Source organism: Prochlorococcus marinus XMU1404 (genome assembly GCF_017696175.1).
Classification (GTDB): Bacteria; Cyanobacteriota; Cyanobacteriia; order PCC-6307; family Cyanobiaceae; genus Prochlorococcus_A; species Prochlorococcus_A marinus_X.
This window is the reverse complement of sequence record NZ_JAAORE010000003.1, coordinates 452,956-474,849: the sequence shown is the minus strand read 5'-3', so window position 1 is coordinate 474,849 and position 21,894 is coordinate 452,956. Positions and strand designations below refer to the sequence as shown.

Here is a 21,894-nt window from a genome sequence, read left to right as displayed (position 1 = left end):
GAAATGAATAGAGATCAGATTTTTAAACAAGTTGATTCGTTCAATGACGAATTAATTAATTTAAGAAGACATATTCATGCCCACCCGGAATTAAGTGGGCTTGAAAATCAAACAGCAATTTTAATAAGTGGTTATTTAAAAAATATTGGTTGGTCAGTTACAGAATCCATAGGTAGGACTGGCGTTATAGCTGATTTTGGCCCCTTAGAAAAAGGTATTATAGGCATCAGAGTTGATATGGATGCTTTACCAATATTTGAGCAAACTAAATTAAGTTTTTCTTCAAAAGTAGATGGTGTTATGCACGCGTGTGGTCATGATTTGCATATAACGATTGGGTTGGGAATAGCAAAAATTGTGAAGGATCTAAAACTTAATTTCGGGACTAGGATAATTTTTCAGCCAGCTGAAGAAATTGCTAGTGGAGCTAGATGGATGATTAAGGACGGTGCAACTAATGGTTTAACTCATATTTTAGGCGTTCATGTATACCCCGATTTGCCCGTAGGGACTATTGGAATAAAAGAGGGAAGTTTAACAGCAGCTGCTGGAGAACTCAAAGTAGAGATTAAAGGAAAATCAGGTCATGGTGCTCGACCTCATGAAGGGGTTGATGCTATTTGGGTTGCCTCTAAAGTTATTTCTGGAATTCAAGAATTAATAACAAGGAAGTTAGATCCTTTAGATCCTGTAGTAATAACTTTTGGTAAGATTAATGGTGGTAATGCATTTAATGTTCTTGCTGAAAAGGTTAGTTTAATTGGTACTGTTAGATGCACTAATCCTAAATTATTTAAAAATATTGGTAATTGGCTCAGTGAAAATATCTCCTCTTTAGCTAATAGTTGCGGAGCTGAAGTAAAAGTATTATTTAGAGAAATTACTCCTCCAGTTAATAACGATTTTGAACTTAATAAAGTTCTCAGAGATTCTGGTATTAAGATTTTGGGTCAAGAAAATGTTATAGAACTACAAAAACCATCATTAGGTGCAGAAGATTTCGCAGAGTTCTTGAATGATATTCCTGGAGCTATGTTTAGACTAGGTGTTTCAACTTCGAATGGATGTGCTCCTCTACACAGTTCCAAATTTGATCCAGATGAAAGAGCTATTGCTGTTGGAATTAAAGTGATAACAGAATCCATAGTAAAATTAAACAATAAATTAATTAATAAATTTGATAAATGATAATTAATAAAAGATTTTTTTTGTCTTTTGTGGCTCCTTTTATGATCTTTGTATCCGCTATTGGTTTAGTTGTAAGGAACAATTCTAAGAAGATTTTTTATTTGCCTATTGGTTTAATGGGTATTTCAATTATTTTGGAGAAAGATGTAAGGAGAAAGTTGGATAGAAATAATATTTTAAAAAAGATAAAGTCTTATCAAAAAGTCAAATAAAAATACTTTATATATTTTTATGCAATATTTGATGACTATTTTTTATAAAAGAGCTATTAATAAAATAAATACTAGGGGTGCTAGGAAATTCAACTTAGCTGAGATCATACCCTTTGAACCTGAATCATCAATCTGATAAAGGGAAGTGGAAATTTGATCAAACTTTAGTAATAACACTTTTAAAAGTTTATAACTTATGAGAAGTTCATGGATTAAGCCTCGCATTGGGAAAGACAATGTTACCCAGATGAATTTTGCAAGAAATGGTCATATTACTGAAGAAATGGATTTTGTTGCAAAAAAAGAAAATCTACCTGCTTCATTAATCATGGAAGAGGTGGCTAGAGGAAGATTAATAATTCCAGCAAATATCAATCATTTGAATCTTGAGCCAATGTCTATAGGAATTGCTTCTAGATGTAAAGTAAATGCAAATATTGGTGCTTCTCCTAATGCTAGTGATATCAATGAGGAAGTAGAGAAGCTTAAGTTAGCCGTCAAATATGGTGCTGATACTGTCATGGATCTCTCTACTGGGGGAGTAAATTTAGATGAAGTTAGGCAAGCAATTATTAACGAATCTCCTGTTCCTATCGGAACTGTTCCAGTTTATCAAGCTTTAGAAAGTGTACATGGTTCAATAGATAGACTAACTGAAGACGATTTTCTTCATATTATTGAAAAACATTGTCAGCAGGGAGTCGATTATCAGACTATACATGCTGGATTATTAATAGAGCATTTGCCAAAAGTTAAAGGTAGAATTACTGGAATTGTAAGTAGAGGGGGAGGAATTCTAGCTCAGTGGATGTTGCATCATTTTAAACAAAATCCTCTCTATACGAGGTTTGATGATATTTGTGAGATTTTCAAGAAATATGATTGTACTTTTTCTTTAGGAGATTCCCTTAGGCCTGGATGTTTGCATGATGCTTCTGATGATGCTCAGCTGGCTGAATTGAAGACCTTAGGAGAGCTTACTAGAAGAGCATGGGCTCATAATGTTCAAGTGATGGTTGAGGGCCCTGGACACGTACCTATGGATCAAATTGAATTTAATGTGAGAAAGCAAATGGAGGAATGTTCAGAAGCTCCATTTTATGTGCTTGGCCCATTAGTTACAGATATTTCTCCTGGTTACGACCATATATCTAGTGCCATTGGAGCGGCAATGGCCGGTTGGTATGGAACTTCTATGTTGTGTTATGTAACTCCAAAAGAACATCTAGGTCTTCCAAATGCAGAAGATGTGCGAGAAGGGTTAATTGCTTACAAGATAGCTGCTCATGCTGCTGATATAGCAAGACATCGAGCTGGTGCTCGTGATAGAGATGATGAACTAAGTCATGCAAGGTATAATTTTGATTGGAATAAACAATTCGAACTTTCATTAGATCCCGAAAGGGCAAAGCAGTACCATGATGAGACACTACCTGAAGAAATCTTTAAAAAGGCTGAGTTTTGTTCAATGTGTGGACCTAAACATTGCCCAATGAATTCAAAAATTTCTGATGAATCTCTTGATCAACTAAAAGATAAACTTGAAGGATGTAATACTTCAGTATAGTTATAAATTTATTGTTATAGAATTTCCTTCGTCTTATTAACTACGTTTTCTACTGTAAATCCAAAATTCTTCAAACATTCTCCACCTGGTGCTGATGCACCAAACCTGTCCATAGTAATACAAATCCCATCAAAACCTGTATATTTATGCCAACCAAATGAATGGGCAGCTTCTACTACAACTCTCTTTTTCACACTACTAGGTAAAACACTTTCTTTATAAGATTCTTCTTGCTCTTCGAAAAGCTCTACACAAGGCATAGAAACAACTCTAATTTTTTTCCCTAAGCTTGAAAGTACCTTACTCGCTTCAACGCAAAGATTCAGTTCGCTTCCAGTACCAATAAATATTAGATCTGGTATTCCATCGCAATCGGAAACTATATATCCTCCAAGAGCAACTTTGTCGATCGAAGTATTTTCTTGATTCGGCATACCTTGTCTACTTAAACAAAGTGCAGAAGGTCTTTTTCGATTTTGAATAGCAAGCTTATAAGCTCCACTTGTCTCATTTCCGTCTCCTGGTCTGAAAACAAGCATGTTAGGCATGGCACGAAGAGAAGGGATAGTTTCAATAGGTTGATGTGTTGGGCCGTCTTCTCCTACACCAATTGAATCATGGGTTAATACATAGATCACTCCTAATTCGCTGAGTGCTGAAAGCCTCATTGAACCTCTCATATAATCTGCGAAGACAAGGAAGGTTCCACCATAAGGAATAAGACCACTATTGTGATATGCAATCCCATTAAGTACAGCAGCCATTGCATGTTCTCGTACACCAAAATGTAAATATCTTTTTTCAGGACTATGAGGCTGGAATGATCCAGTTTCCCCCTTGATATCTGTGTAATTAGAGTGAGTTAAATCTGCAGATCCACCAATTAATTCAGGAAGGTTAGGTCCTAAAGCTCCTAAGCATATTTGTGAATGCTTTCTCGTGGCCAACCCTTTATCATCTGGTTTATAAGAGGGGAGATCTGAGTCCCAATTCTCAGGTAATTCGCCTTTTAACATTCTGTTTAACTCGGATCCTGCAGAGGGATATTTTTTTTGATATTCTTCAAATTTGGAATCCCATTCTTTCTCTAAGTTTTCGCCTTTACTTATCGATTTTCTAAAATGCTCGTATACCTCATCTGGTATTTCAAATGGAGGATATTCCCAATTTAGAAACTCTCTGGTTAACGTAGCTTCCTCTTCTCCAACAGCTGCTCCATGAATTCCAGCAGTATCTGATTTATTGGGTGAACCATAACCTATAGTTGTGGAAATTTTTATAATTGAAGGTTTGTCTTTAATTAACTTTGCTTTTTCGATAGCTTCAGTTATTCCTTTAACATCATGATTTCCATCTTCAACATGTTGTACATGCCATCCATAAGCTTCATATCTTTTTAAAACATCTTCTGTAAAAGAGACGTCGGTTCGCCCATCAATAGTAATTTGATTATCGTCATAGAGTGCAATTAATTTTCCAAGCTTAAGATGACCAGCTAATGAGCAGGCCTCTGATGCGATACCTTCTTGATTACAGCCGTCACCCATTATTACGTAAGTGTAGTGATCAACGATATTACAATCAGGCTTGTTAAATTTAGCTGCTAAGTGAGTTTCAGCTATTGCTAAACCAACTGCATTTGAAATTCCTGCTCCTAGAGGCCCAGCTGTAACTTCAACACCTTCAGTTTCGAATGTTTCTGGATGTCCAGGAGTTTTTGATCCCCATTGCCTAAATTCTTTAATATCTTCAATAGAAACTGATTTGTATCCTGTCAAATGAAGCAAAGAATACAACAGCATACAGCCATGACCAGCTGACAATACAAAACGGTCTCTATTGAACCATTTTGGATTATTGGGGTTGTGATTTAGTATGTTTTGCCATAGTGCATAACCCATAGGAGCACATCCCATTGGCAATCCAGGATGTCCACTATTAGATTTATTAACTGCATCTACAGCAAGCATTCTTATACTATTTACACAAAGTGATTCTAATGAAACAGATGCAGCGACCATTGTTTTAAAATAAGTTAAGTTGGAAATACAGAATTGGTTGTCTTTAATTCATTTTGCTGAAAGCAAGGCAAACATTGTGACCACCAAAGCCGAAAGAATTAGAAAGAGCTACTCCTACTTGAGCTTCTCTTGCATTATTTGGTACATAATCAAGATCACATTCAGGATCTGGATTGACGTAGTTAATTGTAGGAGGGATAAAATTATGTGTCAAAGAAAGTATACAAGCTACAGCTTCTATACCTCCTGAGCCTCCTAGGAGATGACCAGTCATCGACTTAGTAGAGCTTACAGGAATGAGGTAAGATCTGTCTCTAAAAATAGATTTAATTGCAGAAGTTTCATTTTTATCATTAGCTGATGTACTCGTTCCATGAGCATTGATGTAATCAACTTTATCAAGGCTAAGACAAGCGTCTTCAATCGCTAATTTGATAGCTTCTGCTCCTCCAACCCCGCCTGGAGATGGAGCAGTAATATGATGAGCATCACAAGTTGTTCCATATCCAATTATTTCCCCATAAATTCTCGCATTCCTTTTTTGTGCATTTTCTAAAGTTTCTAAAACAAGAATTCCAGATCCCTCTCCAATAACAAATCCATCTCTTTCTGCATCAAAAGGTCTGCTAGCAGTTTGAGGGCTATCATTCCTGAAAGAAAGAGCTTTGGCACTGGCAAAACCAGCTACTCCAAGAGGCGTAATACTTGCTTCTGCTCCTCCACAGATCATTGCATCTGCCTTTCCAAGTTGGAGTAATCTAAAAGAATCACCAATTGCATTTGAACCAGCAGCACAAGCGGTTGAAACAGAGGAACTTGGTCCTTTTGCTCCTAAAGCGATTGCAGCCAGCCCAGTTGCCATGTTTGGAATCATCATTGGGACTGTAAATGGACTTACTCTTTTAGGTCCTTTATGACTTAATATTTGAGCTTGACTTTCCATAGTTAGTAAGCCTCCAACGCCAGAACCAATAATCACTCCAATTCTTGATGCATTAGCTTCGGTAATTTCAAGTCCAGAATCATTAAAGGCTTGCTTTGCAGCAATAACTCCAAACTGGGAAAAACGATCCCATCTTTTCGATTCTTTCGCTTCAATAAAATTTTCAGATTGAAGATTTTTTACTTCTGCAGCAAATTTGCAGGGATGTTGGTCAGGATCAAAGAGAGTAATATCTGAGACCCCATTAGTACTTGTTTGAAGACCGACTAAATATTCATCAATGTTATTACCAATTGGAGTTACTGCTCCGATACCAGTAATAACTACTCGATGGAAATTTGGCATTCTTTAATTAACCTTTTTTTTCTTCGATGAATTTTACTGCATCGCCAACAGTTGCGATTCCTTCAGCTGCTTCATCAGGAATTTCGATATCAAATGCCTCTTCTAGAGCCATCACGAGTTCAACGGTATCTAGAGAATCTGCACCTAAATCATTTTGGAAATTTGAATCTGATTTTACTTCTCCTGCTTCAACGCTTAATTGTTCTGAAACAATAGAACAGACTTTTTCGAGGATTTCTTGTGACATAATTTATGGAAATTACTAATTATCTATATGATTTTATGCCCTAGAGTTAACAAGAGTGAAGCATATCTTAATTTTTTTAATTTCTTTGTAAGACAATAGTATTATAAAACGAGGTTCAAAAGACAATTTTTACATGTCACACGCAGTTAAAATTTATGACACTTGCATTGGTTGTACCCAATGTGTAAGGGCTTGCCCACTTGATGTTTTAGAAATGGTTCCTTGGGACGGCTGTAAAGCTGGCCAAATAGCTTCATCTCCTAGAACAGAAGATTGTGTAGGTTGTAAAAGATGTGAAACGGCATGTCCAACAGATTTCTTAAGTATTCGTGTTTATTTAGGAGACGAGACTTCTAGGAGTATGGGCTTAGCATATTAATTTTTATAGTGCAGTTTTAAGAGAGTCCATGTTTTAATAAATACGCATTTTATTTCAATATAATTGAAAAAAAAATTCGTATGTGTGGAATAGTTGCTGTTACTGGATATAAAAAAGCTTTACCATTATTAATGAATGGTTTAGAAAAACTTGAATATAGAGGTTATGATTCTGCAGGTATTGCAATAATTAATTCCGAAACAAATTGTATTTCTTGTAATAAAGCAGAAGGAAAACTCAAAAATTTAATAACTAATCTTAATGATCAGAATATTCCTGGAACTGTGGGTATAGGTCATACCCGATGGGCGACCCATGGAAAGCCTGAGGTTAAAAATGCACATCCTCATATCGATAGTTCTGGAACCATAGCAGTTGTTCAGAATGGCATAATTGAAAATTTCCAAGATTTAAAAAATAAATTAGAGAAAGAGGGAATTATTTTTAATTCTGATACAGATACCGAGGTAATTCCTCATCTAATTCAAAGAGAGCTAAATACATTAAATAAACTTAATCTTGAGAATAATGGTTCAACATTATTAGTAGCTGTGAGAAATGTAATATCTGACTTAGAAGGATCTTATGCTTTGGCAGTTTTATGGGCTGGTGCTCCAACCTCTTTGGTAGTTGCAAGAAGACAGGCCCCCTTGATTATTGGTTTAGGAGAAGGGGAATTTATTTGTGCTAGTGATACTCCAGCCATTGCAAACTTTACGAATATTATTCTGCCTATGGAAGATGAAGAAATCGCTTTATTAACTCCTCTTGGAATTGAAATATATGACTCAAACAACGAGAGACAATATCGAAATCCAGTTTCTTTAAAAGTTTCAGAGCAAATAATGGATAAGATGAATTTCAAGCACTATATGTTAAAGGAGATATATGATCAGCCTGGGACTGCCAAAAACTGGTTAGAAAATTATTTAATTAAAAACTTAGAGGATGATGAATATCAAATTAAATATCCTTTTGATACAGAGTTTTTTGAATCAATAGAAAGAATTGAAATTATTGCTTGTGGTACAAGTAAACATGCCGCAATGGTCGGCAGCTTTTTATTAGAACAATTTTCAGGTATCCCAACAAATGTCTTTTATGCAAGCGAATTTAGATATTCACCACCACCACTTTTGCCAAATACATTAACTATTGGAGTCACTCAATCTGGAGAAACTGCTGATACAATTGCGGCGATAGATATGGAAATTAAAAGGCGTTCCTCTATTGAAGATAAAAGATTTAAACCCAATCTTATTGCAATAACAAATAGAAAAGAGAGTTCCATAGGAAGGCAGGTCTCAAATATAATTGATATCTGTGCAGGGATAGAAGTTGGAGTTGCAGCAACAAAAACTTTTTTTGCTCAATTACTTTCTTTTTATGGATTAGCTATAAAATTTGCTCAAATTAAAGGCAATCAAAGTCCTTATGAAATAAGTAAATTAATAAATGAACTTTTAAAACTTCCACCATTACTGGAAGATCTCCTAGAGAAACATAATGAATCTTCAGAAAAGCTAGCACATGACTTTTTTAATATTAAAGATGTTATTTTTTTAGGAAGAGGAATAAATTATCCAATTGCTCTTGAAGGTGCTTTAAAACTTAAGGAAATTAGTTACATTCATGCAGCTGGATATCCTGCAGGTGAAATGAAACATGGTCCAATAGCTTTGTTAGATAAAAAAGTACCTGTAATTTCAATTGCTTCTCCTGGTGAGGTTTTTGATAAAGTTATCAGTAATGCACAAGAAGCAAAAGCTAGAGATGCATATTTGATTGGGATTGCTCCTGAATGTAATGGAACTGAAATCTTTGATTATTTAATGAAAGTTCCTTCCTCTAATGAATGGATTTCACCACTACTTAATATAGTGCCTTTACAATTATTGAGTTACCATATCGCAGCTCATAGAGGACTTGACGTGGATCAACCAAGAAACTTAGCTAAAAGTGTAACTGTGGAATGATTAGATTTTTACAAACTTTTATTTTTTTTAATTTATAGCTCTAAAAGTCCATTTGGAGGATTGATGATTAAAAAATTATGTTTTATATCAACTAATGGGACTATCTCTTTAACAAATGGTATGAGAACTTTCTTTTGATTTTTAAGTAGTTTAATAACAAGTAAATTATTTTTCTCATTGTCTAAATTAATAACTTTCCCAATTATTTTTAATTCTTCATTTTCTACCATCTTGACTTCAAGATTTATAAGTTCCAAAAAGTGGAATTCTTCCTTTTTTAACTTAGGCAGTTTATCGGTTTTTACAAGAATCTTAAATTTTTTAAGTTTCTCTGCATGATTTCTTGTATGTATTCCTTTGAACTTAACTATAAAGATTTCTTTACCAGGCTGTTTGAAACCAGATATAAGTTCTATGTTTGAAGGAGGTTCATTTTCTTTTTGCAACCATCTCATTCCCGGTTTTAAAAATCTTTCTTCAAAATCACTTAGAGATTTAACCTTTACCTGTCCATTAATACCATGACATGATGTTATCAATCCAACGATCAGCCATTCATTTTCATTTATCATATATTGTATTAAAAAGAGTGTTTTATGGAATTATCTACTAAACCCATACTCCCCGGTTCTTTTGTTGTTGTAAAAGACGCTAATTCTATATACAGAGGATACAAAGGGTTTGTACAGAGAGTTACAAAAAAAAGAGCTGCTGTTTTGTTTGAAGGGGGTAATTGGGATAAACTCATAACTTTTCAACTAACTAATTTAGAAATAGTATAAATATTAGATTTTACCTGTAGTTATAAATTTTTCTATCAAAAACCTAGCTGCATTTGTTTCTGCTTGTTTATGGGATTTGCCGAATGCAGATGATTCTTTTGATCCCTCGATAAATATATTGCAAGAAAACCTCTTAGGGTCACCATTTTTCTTTGAGACTTCAATTATTTTATAAACTGGCAAATCAAAACCTTTGCTTTGACACCACTCTTGTAATACTGTCTTAGATTTGAATTTATATGGAGCTTTTAGAAATATTTCTGAATCTTCCTCCCAAATATCATCTAACCAAAGATTTACTTCCTGAATCGAATTAAAGCACTTGTAAAGGGCACCTATTAAAGCTTCTGTAGCTTCACCAATAATTGTATCTTTTGAATTTTCATCACCAATAGCTTTAGGTCCTTTAATTATCAATTTCTCAATATCAATTTTTTTCCCTAATTTAGTTAACCATTCATCACTTACAATTTGTGCTCTTAGCTCTGATCTTTCTCCTACACTCATTTGAGGATATTTTTTTTCAATAAAATTAGAAGCAGCTAATCTGAGTACTGCATCTCCAAAAAATTCTAGTTTTTCGTAATTTATTATTTTGTCTTCTGAGGAATGGATAAATGCTTGATTAAACTCTTGAATAACTGAAATATTTTGTGTTCTAATTATTTCAGAAAATCTATTTGATTTAATATTTAAAGACTTTAAAAAAGTAGTTATTTGACGAATTCTCTTTGCGTTAATTATATTTGTCATCTTATTGAAATAATTACAAAAATTAGAAAGCAGGTCGTAAGCCGGGTTCTGTTCATCTTAATTAAGATGGGCAATCATCTATCTAGGACTGGAATTACTTCACAGTCTCAAGCGGCGCTTAAAAGTAGATTGTGTAATGGTCATAAATCTACTAAGCCTTGCTCCCAGCCGGGGTTTACCTAGCCAACACTTCTCAATGTTGCTGGTGCGCTCTTACCGCACCCTTGCACCCTTGCCATACGTAAAGTATTAGGCGGTATGTTTCTGTGGCACTATCCTCACGGTTGCCCGCACTGGGAATTACCCAGCAAGCCTGACCATGTGGGAGCCCGGACTTTCCTCAAGAAAGTTTTATTTTGTTTCCAAAATAAAACTTTCTTGCGATTGCCTCTCCTGCTTTCATTTAGCATAATGCTTAATACTCCAAAAATCATCTATTGGGGCTGTAGCTCAGCAGGATAGAGCAACGGTTTCCTAAACCGTAGGTCGTGGGTTCGACTCCCACTAGTCCCGTAAAAATAAAAAACTATATGTAGTATGTGTGCAAAATTGCTACTCTCTAGCTAGCGTATAGTTAGTAATAAATCTTTTATGGCTAAGTTGCATGATATGCGTTTAAAACTCTTAATTCAACAAGAGCACGAACGTATTTCTAAATCTCAACCTAATGATTTAGATCTTTCAATAGTTCAAGCAAGATGCCTATGCTGGCTTGCTTTATTGGCAGAAGCTCATGAAGATCAAGCAAATGATGCTGAAAAAAGAGGAGATGCGGAACAGGCAATGGGATGGTTTGCTGATTCAATGAGATTAAGAGATGTCATCAACTTAGTTACTAGTATTGAGATACCTTTGCCTGATAGTCCTGATTCACTTGATGAAAATGACGAATTGTTGGATGGTCCTACAATTATGCCCAAATAGTGAGATGATATAGAAAGAGTTATATTTTCTTTTGGCTGAAGAACTTTGTCAATGCTCTGATTGTCAGAGATTTTATAAAGAGCATGATCGTCTGATTAGAGAATTTCCTACTTTTAAACAGCAACAAGAATTAAACTGGGCTTCAATTCAATCTTTTAGAACTCTCTGTAATAAGGTTACTAATGAATTGCAGAGACAAGTATCTGAGAGAGAATCTAATGAAGATATAATTTCAGATGAAAAACATATTTCTGATTTTGAAATTTCCGAAGCTTTAGAAGAACTTGAAAGTGTTAATGCTTATTTATATTCAATTGATGCATTAATGGAAAGAATTTTTGATACAAAATTTTCAAACAATATCGAATCAAAATTCAAAGAAATTGCAAAAGAGTTAGCTCCAGATCCATTAAATGTAGATAGATTAATCTTAAACAGATTATTTCATCAAACTCCTGATTTCCCAGATAAGAAAAATATTAATTAGTTAATTCTTCAACATCGCATGTAATTTCAACTGGCATTGGAGAAACTTTCCAAATTAATTTGCAATATTCTCTAATAGATCTATCTGAAGAAAAATAACCAGATCTTGCAGTATTTAGTAGTGCCATTTTGTTCCATGACTTTTTATTATTCCAGCATTTACTCACTTCATCCTGTTTATTTAAATAGTCTTCAAAGTCAGCCATGACAAAGAATGGGTCGTAGCCAGTCAAGCTATTTAATAAAGGTTTGAATAATTCTTTATCCCCATTACTAAAGTGTCCTATTTCAATTAAACGTATAACTTCTGTTAGTTCTGGGCATTGATCAATGAATGTTTTGGGTGAATAATTATTATTTTTTAAATCCATGATTTCACTTTCAGTTTTTCCGAAAAGGAAGAAATTTTCTTTTTTCACAAGATCTCTTAATTCCACATTAGCCCCATCTAATGTTCCAATAGTCAATGCCCCATTCATGGCAAATTTCATGTTCCCAGTTCCAGAAGCTTCTTTTCCTGCAGTTGAAATTTGTTCTGAAAGATCTGTTGCAGGATAAACTATTTCACCAAGTTTTACATTATAGTCCGGTAAAAAAACAACCCGTAATAGACCATCCATATCTGGATCAGAATTAACTACATCAGCAATACCATTAATAAATCTAATCATTAGTTTTGCCATAAAGTAACCAGGCGCTGCTTTACCTCCAAATATTATTGTTCTTGGAACTTCATAGTTGTTTGTCCCATTTTTGATTCTTAAATATTGAGCAATAATTTGTAGAGCATTTAAATGTTGTCTTTTATATTGATGGATTCTTTTTACTTGAACATCAAATAAACTTGCTGGATCTACAAGTATGTTTGTTTTTGAATGAATAAAATTAGCTAATTTTCTTTTTCCATTTAATTTACTTTCCTCAAATTTTTGTAAAAAATTGGAATCATCTTTTTTCTCTTCTAACTTTTTAAGAAGTTCCATATTTGTTATCCAATCAGGACCAACCTCTTTCTCTAAAAGGTTTGATAATGAAGGATTAGAAAGAGCAACCCATCTCCTTGGAGTGACTCCATTAGTAACATTTGTAAATTTTTCAGGCCATAGTTTTGCAAATTCAGGCAGAAGTTGCCTTTTTATAAGATCTGAGTGTAGAGCTGCAACCCCATTTATATGATGTGCTCCGATCGTAGCTAAGTGAGCCATTCTTACTGATTTGGATCCCTCTTCATCAATTATTGAGAGCTTTTGAAGAATTTTGTCATCGCCAGGATAACGAAGTCTTAATTGTTGTAGGAATCTCCAATTAATTTCATAAATAATTTCTAGATGACGAGGAAGGAGATCATTAAACAAACTTAAATCCCATTTCTCTAAAGCTTCTGGGAGTAATGTATGGTTGGTATAAGCGACTGAAGAGGTTGTTATGTTCCAAGCTTTATCCCAACCAATTTGATATTGATCAATAAGAAGTCTCATTAATTCAGCTACTGCAATAGCAGGATGAGTATCATTGAGCTGTACTGTCCAGTGTTTAGAAAATTCTGTTATTGGTATAGATCTTTTTTCAAGGCTTCTCAACATATCCTGAAGAGAACAACTTACAAAAAAGTGTTGTTGTTTGAGTCTTAATCTTCTACCTTCATCAGTTCCATCATTAGGATATAGAACTTTTGAAAGAGTTTCAGATGCAACTTTTTCTTCAACCGCTCCATAATAATCGCCAATATTGAAGGCATAAAAGTCAAAACTTTCCGTCGCATCAGCTCTCCATAACCTTAATCGATCGCATGTATTTACTCTGTATCCTAAAACTGGGACATCATGAGGTACTCCAATCGCATGTTCAGATGGTATCCACCTTGATCTATAGTTTCCCTTATCATCTCTATAACTTTCAGTTCTACCTCCAAAACCAACAAAACAAGATTCGTCAGGCTGAGGAAGTTCCCATGGCCATCCACCTTTTAGCCATTTATCAGTAACTTCAACTTGCCAACCATCTCTAATTAATTGATTGAATATGCCAAATTCATATCGAATACCATAACCAACTGCTGGAACTTGAAGAGATGCTAATGATTCCATGTAACATGCTGCAAGTCTGCCAAGACCACCATTACCTAGTCCAGGCTCCTCTTCAACTTCAAGGATTGTTGACAATGATTCAATTCCAAATCTCTTTAAAGCATCTTCTGCTTCATTAGTTATTCCAAGATTCAGAAGATTATTACTTAATTGAGGACCTATTAAAAATTCTGCTGATAAATAAGCAACAGTTTTTTGTGGTTTTTTTCTTATGACTTCTTGGCTGGCTAAGTATCTTGTCATTAACCTATCTTTAACCGCATAACTTAAAGCCATATACAAGTCATGAGGACTTGCAGAAGTAGCTAACTTCCCAAGGGTATAAAAAAGATGGGCTGTCATACCTTGAAAAACAGCATCAGAATCCATGCCAGCTTTCTCAGGATCTAAGTAGCAGCCTGGGGTAGGCAAGCGTAGATCGAAGGGTTTGTTGGAATTTATTGGATTAGTCATATAACAGACAATAGCCATTTTTTTGAAAATTTCTTTGTTGTAACTTCAGATCCACACTTGTTGAGTATTTTTGCTTTTTTCTTACATATTTCTTAAAGTGGGCCCTCAATAAACTATCTTCCAATTAGGTAGTTTATTTTTTTACAATTTAATGTACTCTTTACTTGCTGAATTAAGTGCACATGATTTAGAAGTTGCTGAAACGTTGATCGGAGTTATAAGATTTCTATTGATCTTTTTAGCAGCAAGAGCATTAGCAGAAGTACTTGTAAGACTAAGTTTACCAACGATTGTAGGTGAGCTTCTTGCAGGGGTTGTAATAGGAGCATCGGGATTTCATTTATTAATACCGCCCTCAGCAGGAACTGAACTAAATGAGGGACTTGTAAATGTTATTAGTTCATTAGCGTCAATACCCCCGGAAGCAGTGCCTGATGTTTATTTCGAAAGTTTTCCATCCCTTCAAGCTGTTGCAACTTTAGGGTTATATGCTCTTTTATTTTTAACAGGACTAGAAAGTGAGTTAGAGGAATTGGTAGCTGTCGGTGCGCAGGCTTTTACTGTTGCTATGGCTGGAGTAGTCTTACCGTTTGCTTTTGGAACTCTCGGATTAATGTTTATTTTCCAAGTAGATCTAATCCCAGCAGTTTTTGCTGGAGCATCCATGACAGCAACAAGTATAGGAATTACTGCAAGTGTTTTCGGTGAATTAGGATATTTGAAAACTAGAGAAGGACAGATCGTTATTGGTGCAGCAGTGCTAGACGATATTTTGGGAATTGTTATTCTTGCAGTTGTTGTGGCTCTTGCTGCAGGAGGTTCTTTAGAAATTGCACCTATTGTTAAATTAGTTGCCGCAGCCGTAGTATTTGTAATTGCTGCTATCGCATTAAGTCGAACAGCAGCCCCAGGTTTTGATTGGTTATTAGATAGATTGAAAGCTCCTGGAGCCGTAGTAGTAGCATCTTTTGTGATACTTGTATTATGTTGTTTTGTAGCAACAGCTATTGGATTAGAAGCGGCTTTGGGTGCTTTTGCAGCTGGATTGATTCTTAGTAGTTCTAAAAATAATCATGCAATACAACAATCTGTTTTACCTTTAGTTTCCTTATTCGCAACTATTTTCTTTGTATTAGTTGGAGCTGGAATGGATTTATCAGTTATCAATCCATTTGATCCAACAAGTAGATCAGCTCTTGTGGTTGCAGGATTTTTATTAGTTGTTGCAATTATTGGAAAAATTGCAGCAGGATGGGTATTTTCAAGTGATAAACCTACAAATAGATTAGTTGTAGGTTTGGGTATGATGCCTAGAGGAGAGGTTGGTTTAATTTTCCTTGGGCTAGGAACAAGCGCTAAATTGTTAACTCCTTCTCTTGAAGCGGCTATTTTATTAATGGTTATTGGAACTACATTTCTTGCACCTGTTCTCTTAAGAATTGTTCTAAAAGATAAGCCGCCAAACGATGGCAATAAAATTTCAGATGATGTTGCAGCTGATCCTGTGGGTCTTCTTTAAGAAATAAGTTTATTAGAATCAATTGAAATAGCATTTTTAATATATGGAAAAATCAGCTTTGATAGATAGTGATGTTAATTATGACTGGAATTTTTTAAATTATCCAATACACACAGTTTCTGCTAAGCCTGAGCAAACATTAAAAGAATGTGCAATTTTATTAATTCATGGTTTCGGAGCTTCTACGGATCATTGGAGATTCAATATCCCTATTTTGAGTAACAAATACGAAGTTCATGCCATGGATCTGCTCGGTTTTGGAAAAAGTCCTAAGCCTCAAGATGTTGAATACTCAGGATCTTTATGGAAAGATCAGGTTGTCGCATACGTAAAAGAGAAAATCAAAAAACCTACAATTATTGTTGGAAATTCATTAGGTGGTTATGCAGCATTAGCAGCTGGCTCTGAGTTAAATGAGCTCAATGCAGGAGTGATATTACTGAATGCTGCAGGATACTTTAGTGAAGAAAAAACTATCAAGAAGAATATGTTGCAAACTTCAATTGAAACAGTTGCCGGCATTTTTCTGAAAAATATTGTTTTTCAACGTTTAATTTTTGAGAATATGAGAAATCCAAAAAATATTAAAAAAACTTTGAATCAAGTTTATGTTGATAAAAAAAATGTTGATGATTTTTTAGTTGAGTCAATAAGAAAGCCATCGCTTGATTACGGAGCTTTTAACGTTTTTAGAAGCGTATTTAACCCATCAGGTCCTCAGGGATTGCCATTGGATAAGTTATTCGCCAAACTTGATGCACCTTTATTACTGCTTTGGGGAGGGAAAGATCCATGGATGAACACTCCAAAAAAAAGAAATCTATATAAAAAATTTACTCCAAAGAATACAAAAGAAATCATTCTTGACGCTGGACATTGTCCTCATGATGAAATACCTGAATTAGTTAATCAGTATATTTTGGATTGGGTTGATTCTCTTTAAGTAAAAATTGTGCAAATAAAATTATCTAATAAAGATAAAGGAATTTTTGTCTTTCAATTAGATCAAAATAACTATATTAAATTTTGTCCTAAAAGAGGAGGGATTATTACAAATTGGGTTTCGGATGGCAATGAAATCCTTTATTTCGATCAAAAAAGATTTATGGATAAAACAAAAAGTATTAGGGGAGGTATCCCAATCTTGTTTCCAATTTGTGGAAATATCAATATCTCTAGTTCAGTATTTGGAAAAGATTATTTGCAATTAACACAACATGGTTTTGCTAGGGATTTGCAATGGCAATACTCTTTTAATGAAAGTGAAAAATCTTTATGCTTATTTTTAAATGAATCTAAAAAAACTAAAAATTATTATCCTTTCGATTTCGAACTAAGAATAGAAGTTACCTTAAAGATTAACTGTTTAGAATTTGAAATTACGATTTTCAATAAATCAGACATTGCTATGCCTATAAATTTTGGATTGCATCCTTACTTTAATATTTCAGATTTCAAAAATTTAGAATTTATTGAAAATCCACTTAATTGTCATAATCAAGAAAAAAACATAATAAGTAATACTTTGGATGAGTTAAAAAATATTGATTTAGGAGTTGATCTACTTATGTACTCTTCCGGTAGGAGTACTTTTCAAGATAAAATTCTTAAAAGACAAGTAACTTTAAATCATCCATATCCTTTTGACTTAGGCGTTATTTGGAGTGATCCTCCAAGAAGAATGATATGTCTTGAACCTTGGACTAGTCCCCGAAATTCTTTTGTTGATGGATTTAGAAACATTATGATTCCTTCCAATGGTAATCAAAGGTTTGATGCTTCAATACAAATAAAATCTCTTAAGTAATTATGCAATACTTATGAAATTTGTTGTTATTGATGATGATCCAACTGGCTCTCAAACTGTTCATGATTGCTTATTACTTCTCAAGTGGGACTGCTCAACTTTAGTTAAAGGTTTTGAATCTAAATCTAATTTATTTTTTATTTTGGCTAATACAAGGTCACTTTCGGAAAATGATGCGAAATTAACAATAGAGGAAATTTGCAAAAATCTTAAGAAAGTTTTAGCTTCTCAAGCTTATGAAGAAGAAATTATTTTTATAAGCAGAGGAGACTCTACTCTTCGAGGACATAACTTTTTAGAGCCAAGTGCACTAAATAATTGCTTAGGCCCTTTTGATGCTACTTTTCATATTCCAGCTTTCATAGAGGGTAAAAGATTAACAATTAATGGATCACACTTTGTTGATAAAACCCCTATTAATCAAACAATTTTTGCAAGAGATAAAATTTTTGGATATGAGACAAGTAATGTCAAGAATCTTTTATTTCAAAAGAGTAAATCGCAAATAAATATTGAAGATATTCAAAATCTTTTCTCGTCAGATATTGAGATTCTAAATGATAAAGAAAATAACATTGTTTTTAAAAAACTAAAGAAATTGAAGAATAATAAACATGTAATTGTAGATGTAGAAAATTATTCTCAATTGAACAAATTTTCTTTAGTAATTAAAAAATTAACTAAACAAAAAAAATTTCTTTTTCGAACTGCAGCAAGTTTTATAAGTTCAATTTCTGAGAAAAAAAGCGTCCCTAAGGTTAAGACATTTTTCTCCAATTTAAGGATAAGAAATAAAAACAAGAGTTTTCTTCCAGGACTGATAATTGTTGGATCCTATGTGGAACTTTCAACAATACAATTGGAAAATTTATTAAAGATAAGTAAATGCAATCCAATTGAATTAGATGTTTTTGAATTCTTTAAAATTAATTCATCGGATGATAATCAGAAGCGAAGGAATTTGTTTAAAAACAAATTTTTGAAAGAAATTAGATTTTCTTTTGAGAAAGGAAAAACCCCCGTATTGTTTACTTCTAGAAAATTTATGTCCTTAGATTATTCTAAACAATTTAATTTTTATAATTCACTTGCTTATTTTATTGCTGAATTAGTCGCAGATTTGAGATATGAAATAGGATATTTGATTTCAAAAGGTGGAATAACAACAAATGTGATTCTTAGTAATGGACTTAATGCAGATTATGTTTATCTTGAGGGACAGATTTTAACAGGCATTTCAGTGGTGACTTATAACCTAAAAAATGACGAAAAACTTCCTATTGTTACACATCCTGGAAACATTGGCACTAAAGATTCACTGGTTAAAATTTGGAAAGTGTTTGAAAATAAAAATAATTTTTAAAATTAAAAATTTGAGATAATTTCTTCAGCAAAACTGCTGCAGGATAAGGGTTCTACTTTCGGTTCCATTAAACGTGCTAGATCATAGGTGACTTTTTTTTGCTCTATTGCTTTACTTAAACCGTTAGTGACTAATTTAGCTGCTTCATCCCAACCAAAATATTCAAGCATCATTACACCACTAAGAATTACTGAGCCTGGGTTTATTTTATTTAAGCCTGCATGTTTTGGCGCGGTACCATGCGTCGCTTCGAAAATTGCTGCATTATCTCCAATATTTGCACCAGGAGCCATACCTAGACCACCAACAATTGCTGCAGCTGCATCAGAAACATAGTCACCATTGAGATTTAATGTTGCAAGAATTGAATATTCTTGAGGTCTAGTTTGAATTTGTTGAAATATACTGTCAGCAATCCGATCATCAACAAGAACAAGTTCCCTCCATTTCCCATCTCCATGAGAATTTGATATTGATTCAATAACTTCTTTAATTTCTTCGCAAATGAATGCTTTTTTATTATTAGTAAGCTTGTCAAAACCTGGTTCGATTTTTCGAGCATTATTTTCAATTGTAATTTCTGGATTTTTCTGAATATTATCTAAAATCCAGCTTTCTCTTTCTGTAATACAATCTTCTCTAAATTCATTGACTGCCAATTCATATCCCCAATCTCTAAATGCACCTTCGGTATATTTCATGATATTTCCTTTATGTACAAGAGTCACATGCCTTTTATCTCCTGATAATCTTTTAGCATGTTCAATAGCTTTTCTAATATGCCTTTGGCTACCTAATTTACTAACGGGTTTTATTCCAATGCCAGACCCCTTTGGAATCGACCTATTTTTTAAATTTTTGCTATTTGGTATTACAACTTTATTTAAGTGATCAATTAATTCAAGACAATTATTATCCTCGGCTTCCCATTCGATTCCCATGTAGATATCCTCAGTATTCTCTCTATAAACAATAACGTCTAAATTTTGAGGGTTTTTGTGAGGGCTTGGAGTTCCTGAATAATATTTGCATGGTCTAACACAGCTATATAAATCAAAGATTTGTCTCAATGCAACATTAAGAGATCGAATACCTCCCCCGATGGGAGTCGTTAAAGGACCTTTGATGGCTACACCAAAGTGTTTGATTGCTTCAATAGTATCTTGAGGGAGATAGTTATATGTTCCATAAATTTCACAAGCTTCATCCCCTGCATATACTTTAAACCAATTAATTTTTCTTTCATTTCCATAGCTTTTTTTAATCGCTGAATCAAGAACGATTTGAGTAGCTGGCCAAATATCAACTCCAGTTCCATCACCCCTAATAAATGGGACAATTGGATTGTTAGGAACATTTGGTTTGCCTTGATTAAAAGTTATTATCTCGCCTTCATTAGGTAAAGTTAATTTTTCAAATTTTGGCATAGCATTGAATTAATAAAAGATAACTCATTGAATTTCCTCGTATTGTAATTTGCGATGAGTTATTTTCTTTAAAACCTAGAAATTTATTATTCAAATGTGAATAGTGAATACTTTATTGATCAGCATTTCAACATCTTTATTAAAAGAAAAAGTAGTTAATAAGCAAGTTAAAGCAAATTATGTCATTTTCAAAAAAATACTCAGCTACTGATGAATGCAAGTTCAAATGTAAGTAATGTTGAAATAGCTAATAAAATTGCTACTACTGCAGCTTTGTTTAGGAAATATTTTCCAGATGCAAGTGTAAACTTTAGTCCCTGGGATAATTTAAATAATGAATCCATGCAAGATACTATTGATTTTGCGTTTCATTTCCCTGGTTGGAGTCCTCTTATTGAATGCAGAGCAATACTCTTACAATTAAGAATTGAAAATGATAATAATGACAGAGTTCCGAAATTGTTGGGAATAATAATGCGAGGTATGATTCTTCCATCCGAGAGATGGAGAGTGGCTACCATCGGTGATTGGGAAATGACTGGCACTCATCTACCCCAAAAGGAACAAAAAGATAACCTTTTTTTGGTTTGTAAAGAACTTTATAAGCTATTCTCTACAACATACTCTGGTAACAAAAATTAGCTGTTTTATGTATTTTCCTTGTAGATTAAATACACTTACAAAAATAATTCAAAATATATGGCAGTCGCTCTTGCAGGACAACTAAGAGAAGGGACAAAAAAATCCCACACTATGGCAGAAAATACTGGCTTTGTGGCTTGTTTTTTAAAAGGAGTTGTTGAAAAAAAATCTTATAGAAAATTAATTAGTGATTTATATTTTGTTTATGAAGCTATGGAAGAAGAAATTGAAAGACTGGTCAATGAGGAACATCCCGTAATAAAACCTATAGGTTTTAAATCATTATTTAGGAAAGAAACCCTTAAGAATGATCTTGAATTTTATTTTGGTGAAAACTGGAAGAATGAAATTAATATTTCTCAATCAGCACAAGAATATGTTGAAAGAATCCGAGAGGTCGCAAAAAATTCACCGGAGCTATTGGTTGGTCACCACTATACCCGCTATATAGGAGATTTATCTGGGGGGCAGATTTTGAAAAGGATCGCAAAAAAAGCATTAAATTTGCAGGGAAATGATGGTTTAAATTTTTATGAGTTTGAATTAATTGCTGATGAAAAGAAATTCAAGGAAGAATATTCTCTTACTTTGAATCAACTTCCAATAAATCAAAAGACTGCTGATCAAATTATTGATGAAGCTAATCAAGCTTTTACTTACAATATGAAAATGTTTAAGGAGCTTGAAGGTAACTTGATTGCTGTTTTAGGCAAGATTGTATTTAATTACATAACTAAAAAAGTAAGGAAAGGAAGCACCGAGACCTAGTAATT

The 21,894-nt window shown here is 33.7% G+C and carries 21 protein-coding genes, 1 tRNA gene and 1 other RNA gene; 15 read left to right on the top strand and 8 right to left on the bottom strand.

Annotated elements, in window-relative coordinates; genetic code table 11:
- Positions 1-3 precede the first annotated feature (3 nt).
- The 3 genes from HA144_RS08950 to thiC all read left to right on the top strand — a co-directional run bounded on the left by HA144_RS08950 (position 4) and on the right by thiC (position 2,967).
- Positions 4-1,188, top strand: a complete 1,185-nt coding sequence (locus HA144_RS08950; protein ID WP_209043696.1) for an amidohydrolase — start codon at positions 4-6, stop codon at positions 1,186-1,188.
- Entirely contained in the window at positions 1,185-1,400 is a 216-nt protein-coding gene (locus HA144_RS08945) for a DUF3188 domain-containing protein (RefSeq protein ID WP_209043695.1), read from the top strand. Before HA144_RS08950 ends, HA144_RS08945 begins: the two co-directional genes overlap by 4 nt.
- Positions 1,401-1,596: 196 nt before the next feature.
- The gene (thiC, locus tag HA144_RS08940) at positions 1,597-2,967 is read left to right on the top strand and encodes a phosphomethylpyrimidine synthase ThiC (protein WP_209043694.1); all 1,371 of its coding nucleotides are present in this window, start codon (positions 1,597-1,599) and stop codon (positions 2,965-2,967) included.
- A gap of 14 nt (positions 2,968-2,981) precedes the next feature.
- Here thiC and tkt read toward each other — a convergent pair whose 3' ends face one another.
- The 3 genes from tkt to acpP are packed head-to-tail and all read right to left on the bottom strand — an operon-like array spanning position 2,982 to position 6,523.
- On the bottom strand, positions 2,982-4,988 hold the full coding sequence (gene tkt / locus HA144_RS08935; RefSeq protein ID WP_209043693.1) for a transketolase: 2,007 nt from the start codon (positions 4,986-4,988) through the stop codon (positions 2,982-2,984).
- Between the two features lie 43 nt (positions 4,989-5,031).
- Positions 5,032-6,276 (bottom strand): beta-ketoacyl-ACP synthase II, encoded by a 1,245-nt coding sequence (gene fabF / locus HA144_RS08930; RefSeq protein WP_209043692.1) that lies wholly within the window; start codon positions 6,274-6,276, stop codon positions 5,032-5,034.
- Positions 6,277-6,283: 7 nt separating this feature from the next.
- Positions 6,284-6,523: an acyl carrier protein gene (gene acpP, locus HA144_RS08925; RefSeq protein ID WP_002808065.1), complete on the bottom strand. Its 240-nt coding sequence runs from the start codon at positions 6,521-6,523 to the stop codon at positions 6,284-6,286.
- A 133-nt stretch (positions 6,524-6,656) separates the two neighbouring features.
- Here acpP and psaC point away from each other — a divergent pair, with 133 nt between their 5' ends.
- Positions 6,657-6,902 (top strand): photosystem I iron-sulfur center protein PsaC, encoded by a 246-nt coding sequence (psaC, locus tag HA144_RS08920; RefSeq protein WP_007099573.1) that lies wholly within the window; start codon positions 6,657-6,659, stop codon positions 6,900-6,902.
- A gap of 80 nt (positions 6,903-6,982) precedes the next feature.
- A complete protein-coding gene (gene glmS, locus HA144_RS08915) occupies positions 6,983-8,878 on the top strand; it encodes a glutamine--fructose-6-phosphate transaminase (isomerizing) (protein WP_209043691.1) in 1,896 nt (631 codons plus the stop codon).
- A 32-nt stretch (positions 8,879-8,910) separates the two neighbouring features.
- Here the strand turns inward: glmS and rimM are convergent, their stop codons facing one another.
- A complete protein-coding gene (gene rimM / locus HA144_RS08910) occupies positions 8,911-9,450 on the bottom strand; it encodes a ribosome maturation factor RimM (RefSeq protein ID WP_209043690.1) in 540 nt (179 codons plus the stop codon).
- Positions 9,451-9,474: 24 nt separating this feature from the next.
- Between rimM and HA144_RS08905 the strand changes: the two genes are divergently transcribed.
- Positions 9,475-9,660, top strand: a complete 186-nt coding sequence (locus HA144_RS08905) for an NAD(P)H dehydrogenase subunit NdhS (protein WP_209043689.1) — start codon at positions 9,475-9,477, stop codon at positions 9,658-9,660.
- A 3-nt stretch (positions 9,661-9,663) separates the two neighbouring features.
- On the opposite strand, the gene HA144_RS08900 is transcribed toward HA144_RS08905, so the two are convergent.
- Positions 9,664-10,413: a ribonuclease III family protein gene (locus HA144_RS08900; RefSeq protein WP_209043688.1), complete on the bottom strand. Its 750-nt coding sequence runs from the start codon at positions 10,411-10,413 to the stop codon at positions 9,664-9,666.
- Positions 10,414-10,434: 21 nt separating this feature from the next.
- An RNA gene (gene rnpB / locus HA144_RS08895) (RNase P RNA component class A) lies at positions 10,435-10,814 on the bottom strand.
- Between the two features lie 38 nt (positions 10,815-10,852).
- Here rnpB and HA144_RS08890 point away from each other — a divergent pair.
- From HA144_RS08890 to HA144_RS08880, 3 genes are all read left to right on the top strand, one after another.
- Positions 10,853-10,926 (top strand) — tRNA-Arg (locus HA144_RS08890).
- 78 nt (positions 10,927-11,004) lie between these two features.
- Positions 11,005-11,337 (top strand): hypothetical protein, encoded by a 333-nt coding sequence (locus HA144_RS08885; protein ID WP_075439016.1) that lies wholly within the window; start codon positions 11,005-11,007, stop codon positions 11,335-11,337.
- A gap of 31 nt (positions 11,338-11,368) precedes the next feature.
- Positions 11,369-11,824: a hypothetical protein gene (locus tag HA144_RS08880; protein WP_209043687.1), complete on the top strand. Its 456-nt coding sequence runs from the start codon at positions 11,369-11,371 to the stop codon at positions 11,822-11,824.
- On the opposite strand, the gene HA144_RS08875 is transcribed toward HA144_RS08880, so the two are convergent.
- Complete coding sequence (locus tag HA144_RS08875) at positions 11,817-14,363, bottom strand: glycogen/starch/alpha-glucan phosphorylase (protein WP_209043686.1); 2,547 nt, start codon at positions 14,361-14,363, stop codon at positions 11,817-11,819. The two genes, HA144_RS08880 and HA144_RS08875, sit on opposite strands and share 8 nt — an antisense overlap.
- A 151-nt stretch (positions 14,364-14,514) precedes the next feature.
- Between HA144_RS08875 and HA144_RS08870 the strand changes: the two genes are divergently transcribed.
- The 4 genes from HA144_RS08870 to HA144_RS08855 are packed head-to-tail and all read left to right on the top strand — an operon-like array spanning position 14,515 to position 19,052.
- The gene (locus HA144_RS08870) at positions 14,515-15,882 is read left to right on the top strand and encodes a cation:proton antiporter (RefSeq protein ID WP_209043685.1); all 1,368 of its coding nucleotides are present in this window, start codon (positions 14,515-14,517) and stop codon (positions 15,880-15,882) included.
- 43 nt (positions 15,883-15,925) lie between these two features.
- Entirely contained in the window at positions 15,926-16,825 is a 900-nt protein-coding gene (locus HA144_RS08865; protein ID WP_209043684.1) for an alpha/beta fold hydrolase, read from the top strand.
- A 9-nt stretch (positions 16,826-16,834) separates the two neighbouring features.
- The gene (locus HA144_RS08860; RefSeq protein WP_209043683.1) at positions 16,835-17,689 is read left to right on the top strand and encodes a galactose mutarotase; all 855 of its coding nucleotides are present in this window, start codon (positions 16,835-16,837) and stop codon (positions 17,687-17,689) included.
- 13 nt (positions 17,690-17,702) lie between these two features.
- Positions 17,703-19,052, top strand: coding sequence for a four-carbon acid sugar kinase family protein (locus HA144_RS08855; RefSeq protein ID WP_209043682.1), 1,350 nt, complete (start codon positions 17,703-17,705; stop codon positions 19,050-19,052).
- A 2-nt stretch (positions 19,053-19,054) separates the two neighbouring features.
- On the opposite strand, the gene HA144_RS08850 is transcribed toward HA144_RS08855, so the two are convergent.
- On the bottom strand, positions 19,055-20,479 hold the full coding sequence (locus tag HA144_RS08850; RefSeq protein ID WP_209043681.1) for an NADP-dependent isocitrate dehydrogenase: 1,425 nt from the start codon (positions 20,477-20,479) through the stop codon (positions 19,055-19,057).
- A gap of 210 nt (positions 20,480-20,689) precedes the next feature.
- On the opposite strand from HA144_RS08850, the gene HA144_RS08845 reads away from it, so the two are divergent.
- Entirely contained in the window at positions 20,690-21,121 is a 432-nt protein-coding gene (locus HA144_RS08845) for a hypothetical protein (protein WP_209043680.1), read from the top strand.
- A gap of 57 nt (positions 21,122-21,178) precedes the next feature.
- Positions 21,179-21,889, top strand: coding sequence for a heme oxygenase (biliverdin-producing) (locus tag HA144_RS08840; protein ID WP_209043679.1), 711 nt, complete (start codon positions 21,179-21,181; stop codon positions 21,887-21,889).
- The last annotated feature ends 5 nt before the right edge of the window (positions 21,890-21,894 follow it).

Bases quoted from the DNA above. Each gene is read 5' to 3' on its own strand.
- HA144_RS08950 (WP_209043696.1), top strand. From the start codon at position 4: ATGAATAGAGATCAGATTTTTAAACAAGTTGATTCGTTCAATGACGAA.
- HA144_RS08945 (WP_209043695.1), top strand. From the start codon at position 1,185: ATGATAATTAATAAAAGATTTTTTTTGTCTTTTGTGGCTCCTTTTATG.
- thiC (WP_209043694.1), top strand. From the start codon at position 1,597: ATGAGAAGTTCATGGATTAAGCCTCGCATTGGGAAAGACAATGTTACC.
- tkt (WP_209043693.1), bottom strand. From the start codon at position 4,988: ATGGTCGCTGCATCTGTTTCATTAGAATCACTTTGTGTAAATAGTATA.
- fabF (WP_209043692.1), bottom strand. From the start codon at position 6,276: ATGCCAAATTTCCATCGAGTAGTTATTACTGGTATCGGAGCAGTAACT.
- acpP (WP_002808065.1), bottom strand. From the start codon at position 6,523: ATGTCACAAGAAATCCTCGAAAAAGTCTGTTCTATTGTTTCAGAACAA.
- psaC (WP_007099573.1), top strand. From the start codon at position 6,657: ATGTCACACGCAGTTAAAATTTATGACACTTGCATTGGTTGTACCCAA.
- glmS (WP_209043691.1), top strand. From the start codon at position 6,983: ATGTGTGGAATAGTTGCTGTTACTGGATATAAAAAAGCTTTACCATTA.
- rimM (WP_209043690.1), bottom strand. From the start codon at position 9,450: ATGATAAATGAAAATGAATGGCTGATCGTTGGATTGATAACATCATGT.
- HA144_RS08905 (WP_209043689.1), top strand. From the start codon at position 9,475: ATGGAATTATCTACTAAACCCATACTCCCCGGTTCTTTTGTTGTTGTA.
- HA144_RS08900 (WP_209043688.1), bottom strand. From the start codon at position 10,413: ATGACAAATATAATTAACGCAAAGAGAATTCGTCAAATAACTACTTTT.
- HA144_RS08885 (WP_075439016.1), top strand. From the start codon at position 11,005: ATGGCTAAGTTGCATGATATGCGTTTAAAACTCTTAATTCAACAAGAG.
- HA144_RS08875 (WP_209043686.1), bottom strand. From the start codon at position 14,363: ATGACTAATCCAATAAATTCCAACAAACCCTTCGATCTACGCTTGCCT.
- HA144_RS08870 (WP_209043685.1), top strand. From the start codon at position 14,515: ATGTACTCTTTACTTGCTGAATTAAGTGCACATGATTTAGAAGTTGCT.
- HA144_RS08865 (WP_209043684.1), top strand. From the start codon at position 15,926: ATGGAAAAATCAGCTTTGATAGATAGTGATGTTAATTATGACTGGAAT.
- HA144_RS08855 (WP_209043682.1), top strand. From the start codon at position 17,703: ATGAAATTTGTTGTTATTGATGATGATCCAACTGGCTCTCAAACTGTT.
- HA144_RS08850 (WP_209043681.1), bottom strand. From the start codon at position 20,479: ATGCCAAAATTTGAAAAATTAACTTTACCTAATGAAGGCGAGATAATA.
- HA144_RS08845 (WP_209043680.1), top strand. From the start codon at position 20,690: ATGAATGCAAGTTCAAATGTAAGTAATGTTGAAATAGCTAATAAAATT.
- HA144_RS08840 (WP_209043679.1), top strand. From the start codon at position 21,179: ATGGCAGTCGCTCTTGCAGGACAACTAAGAGAAGGGACAAAAAAATCC.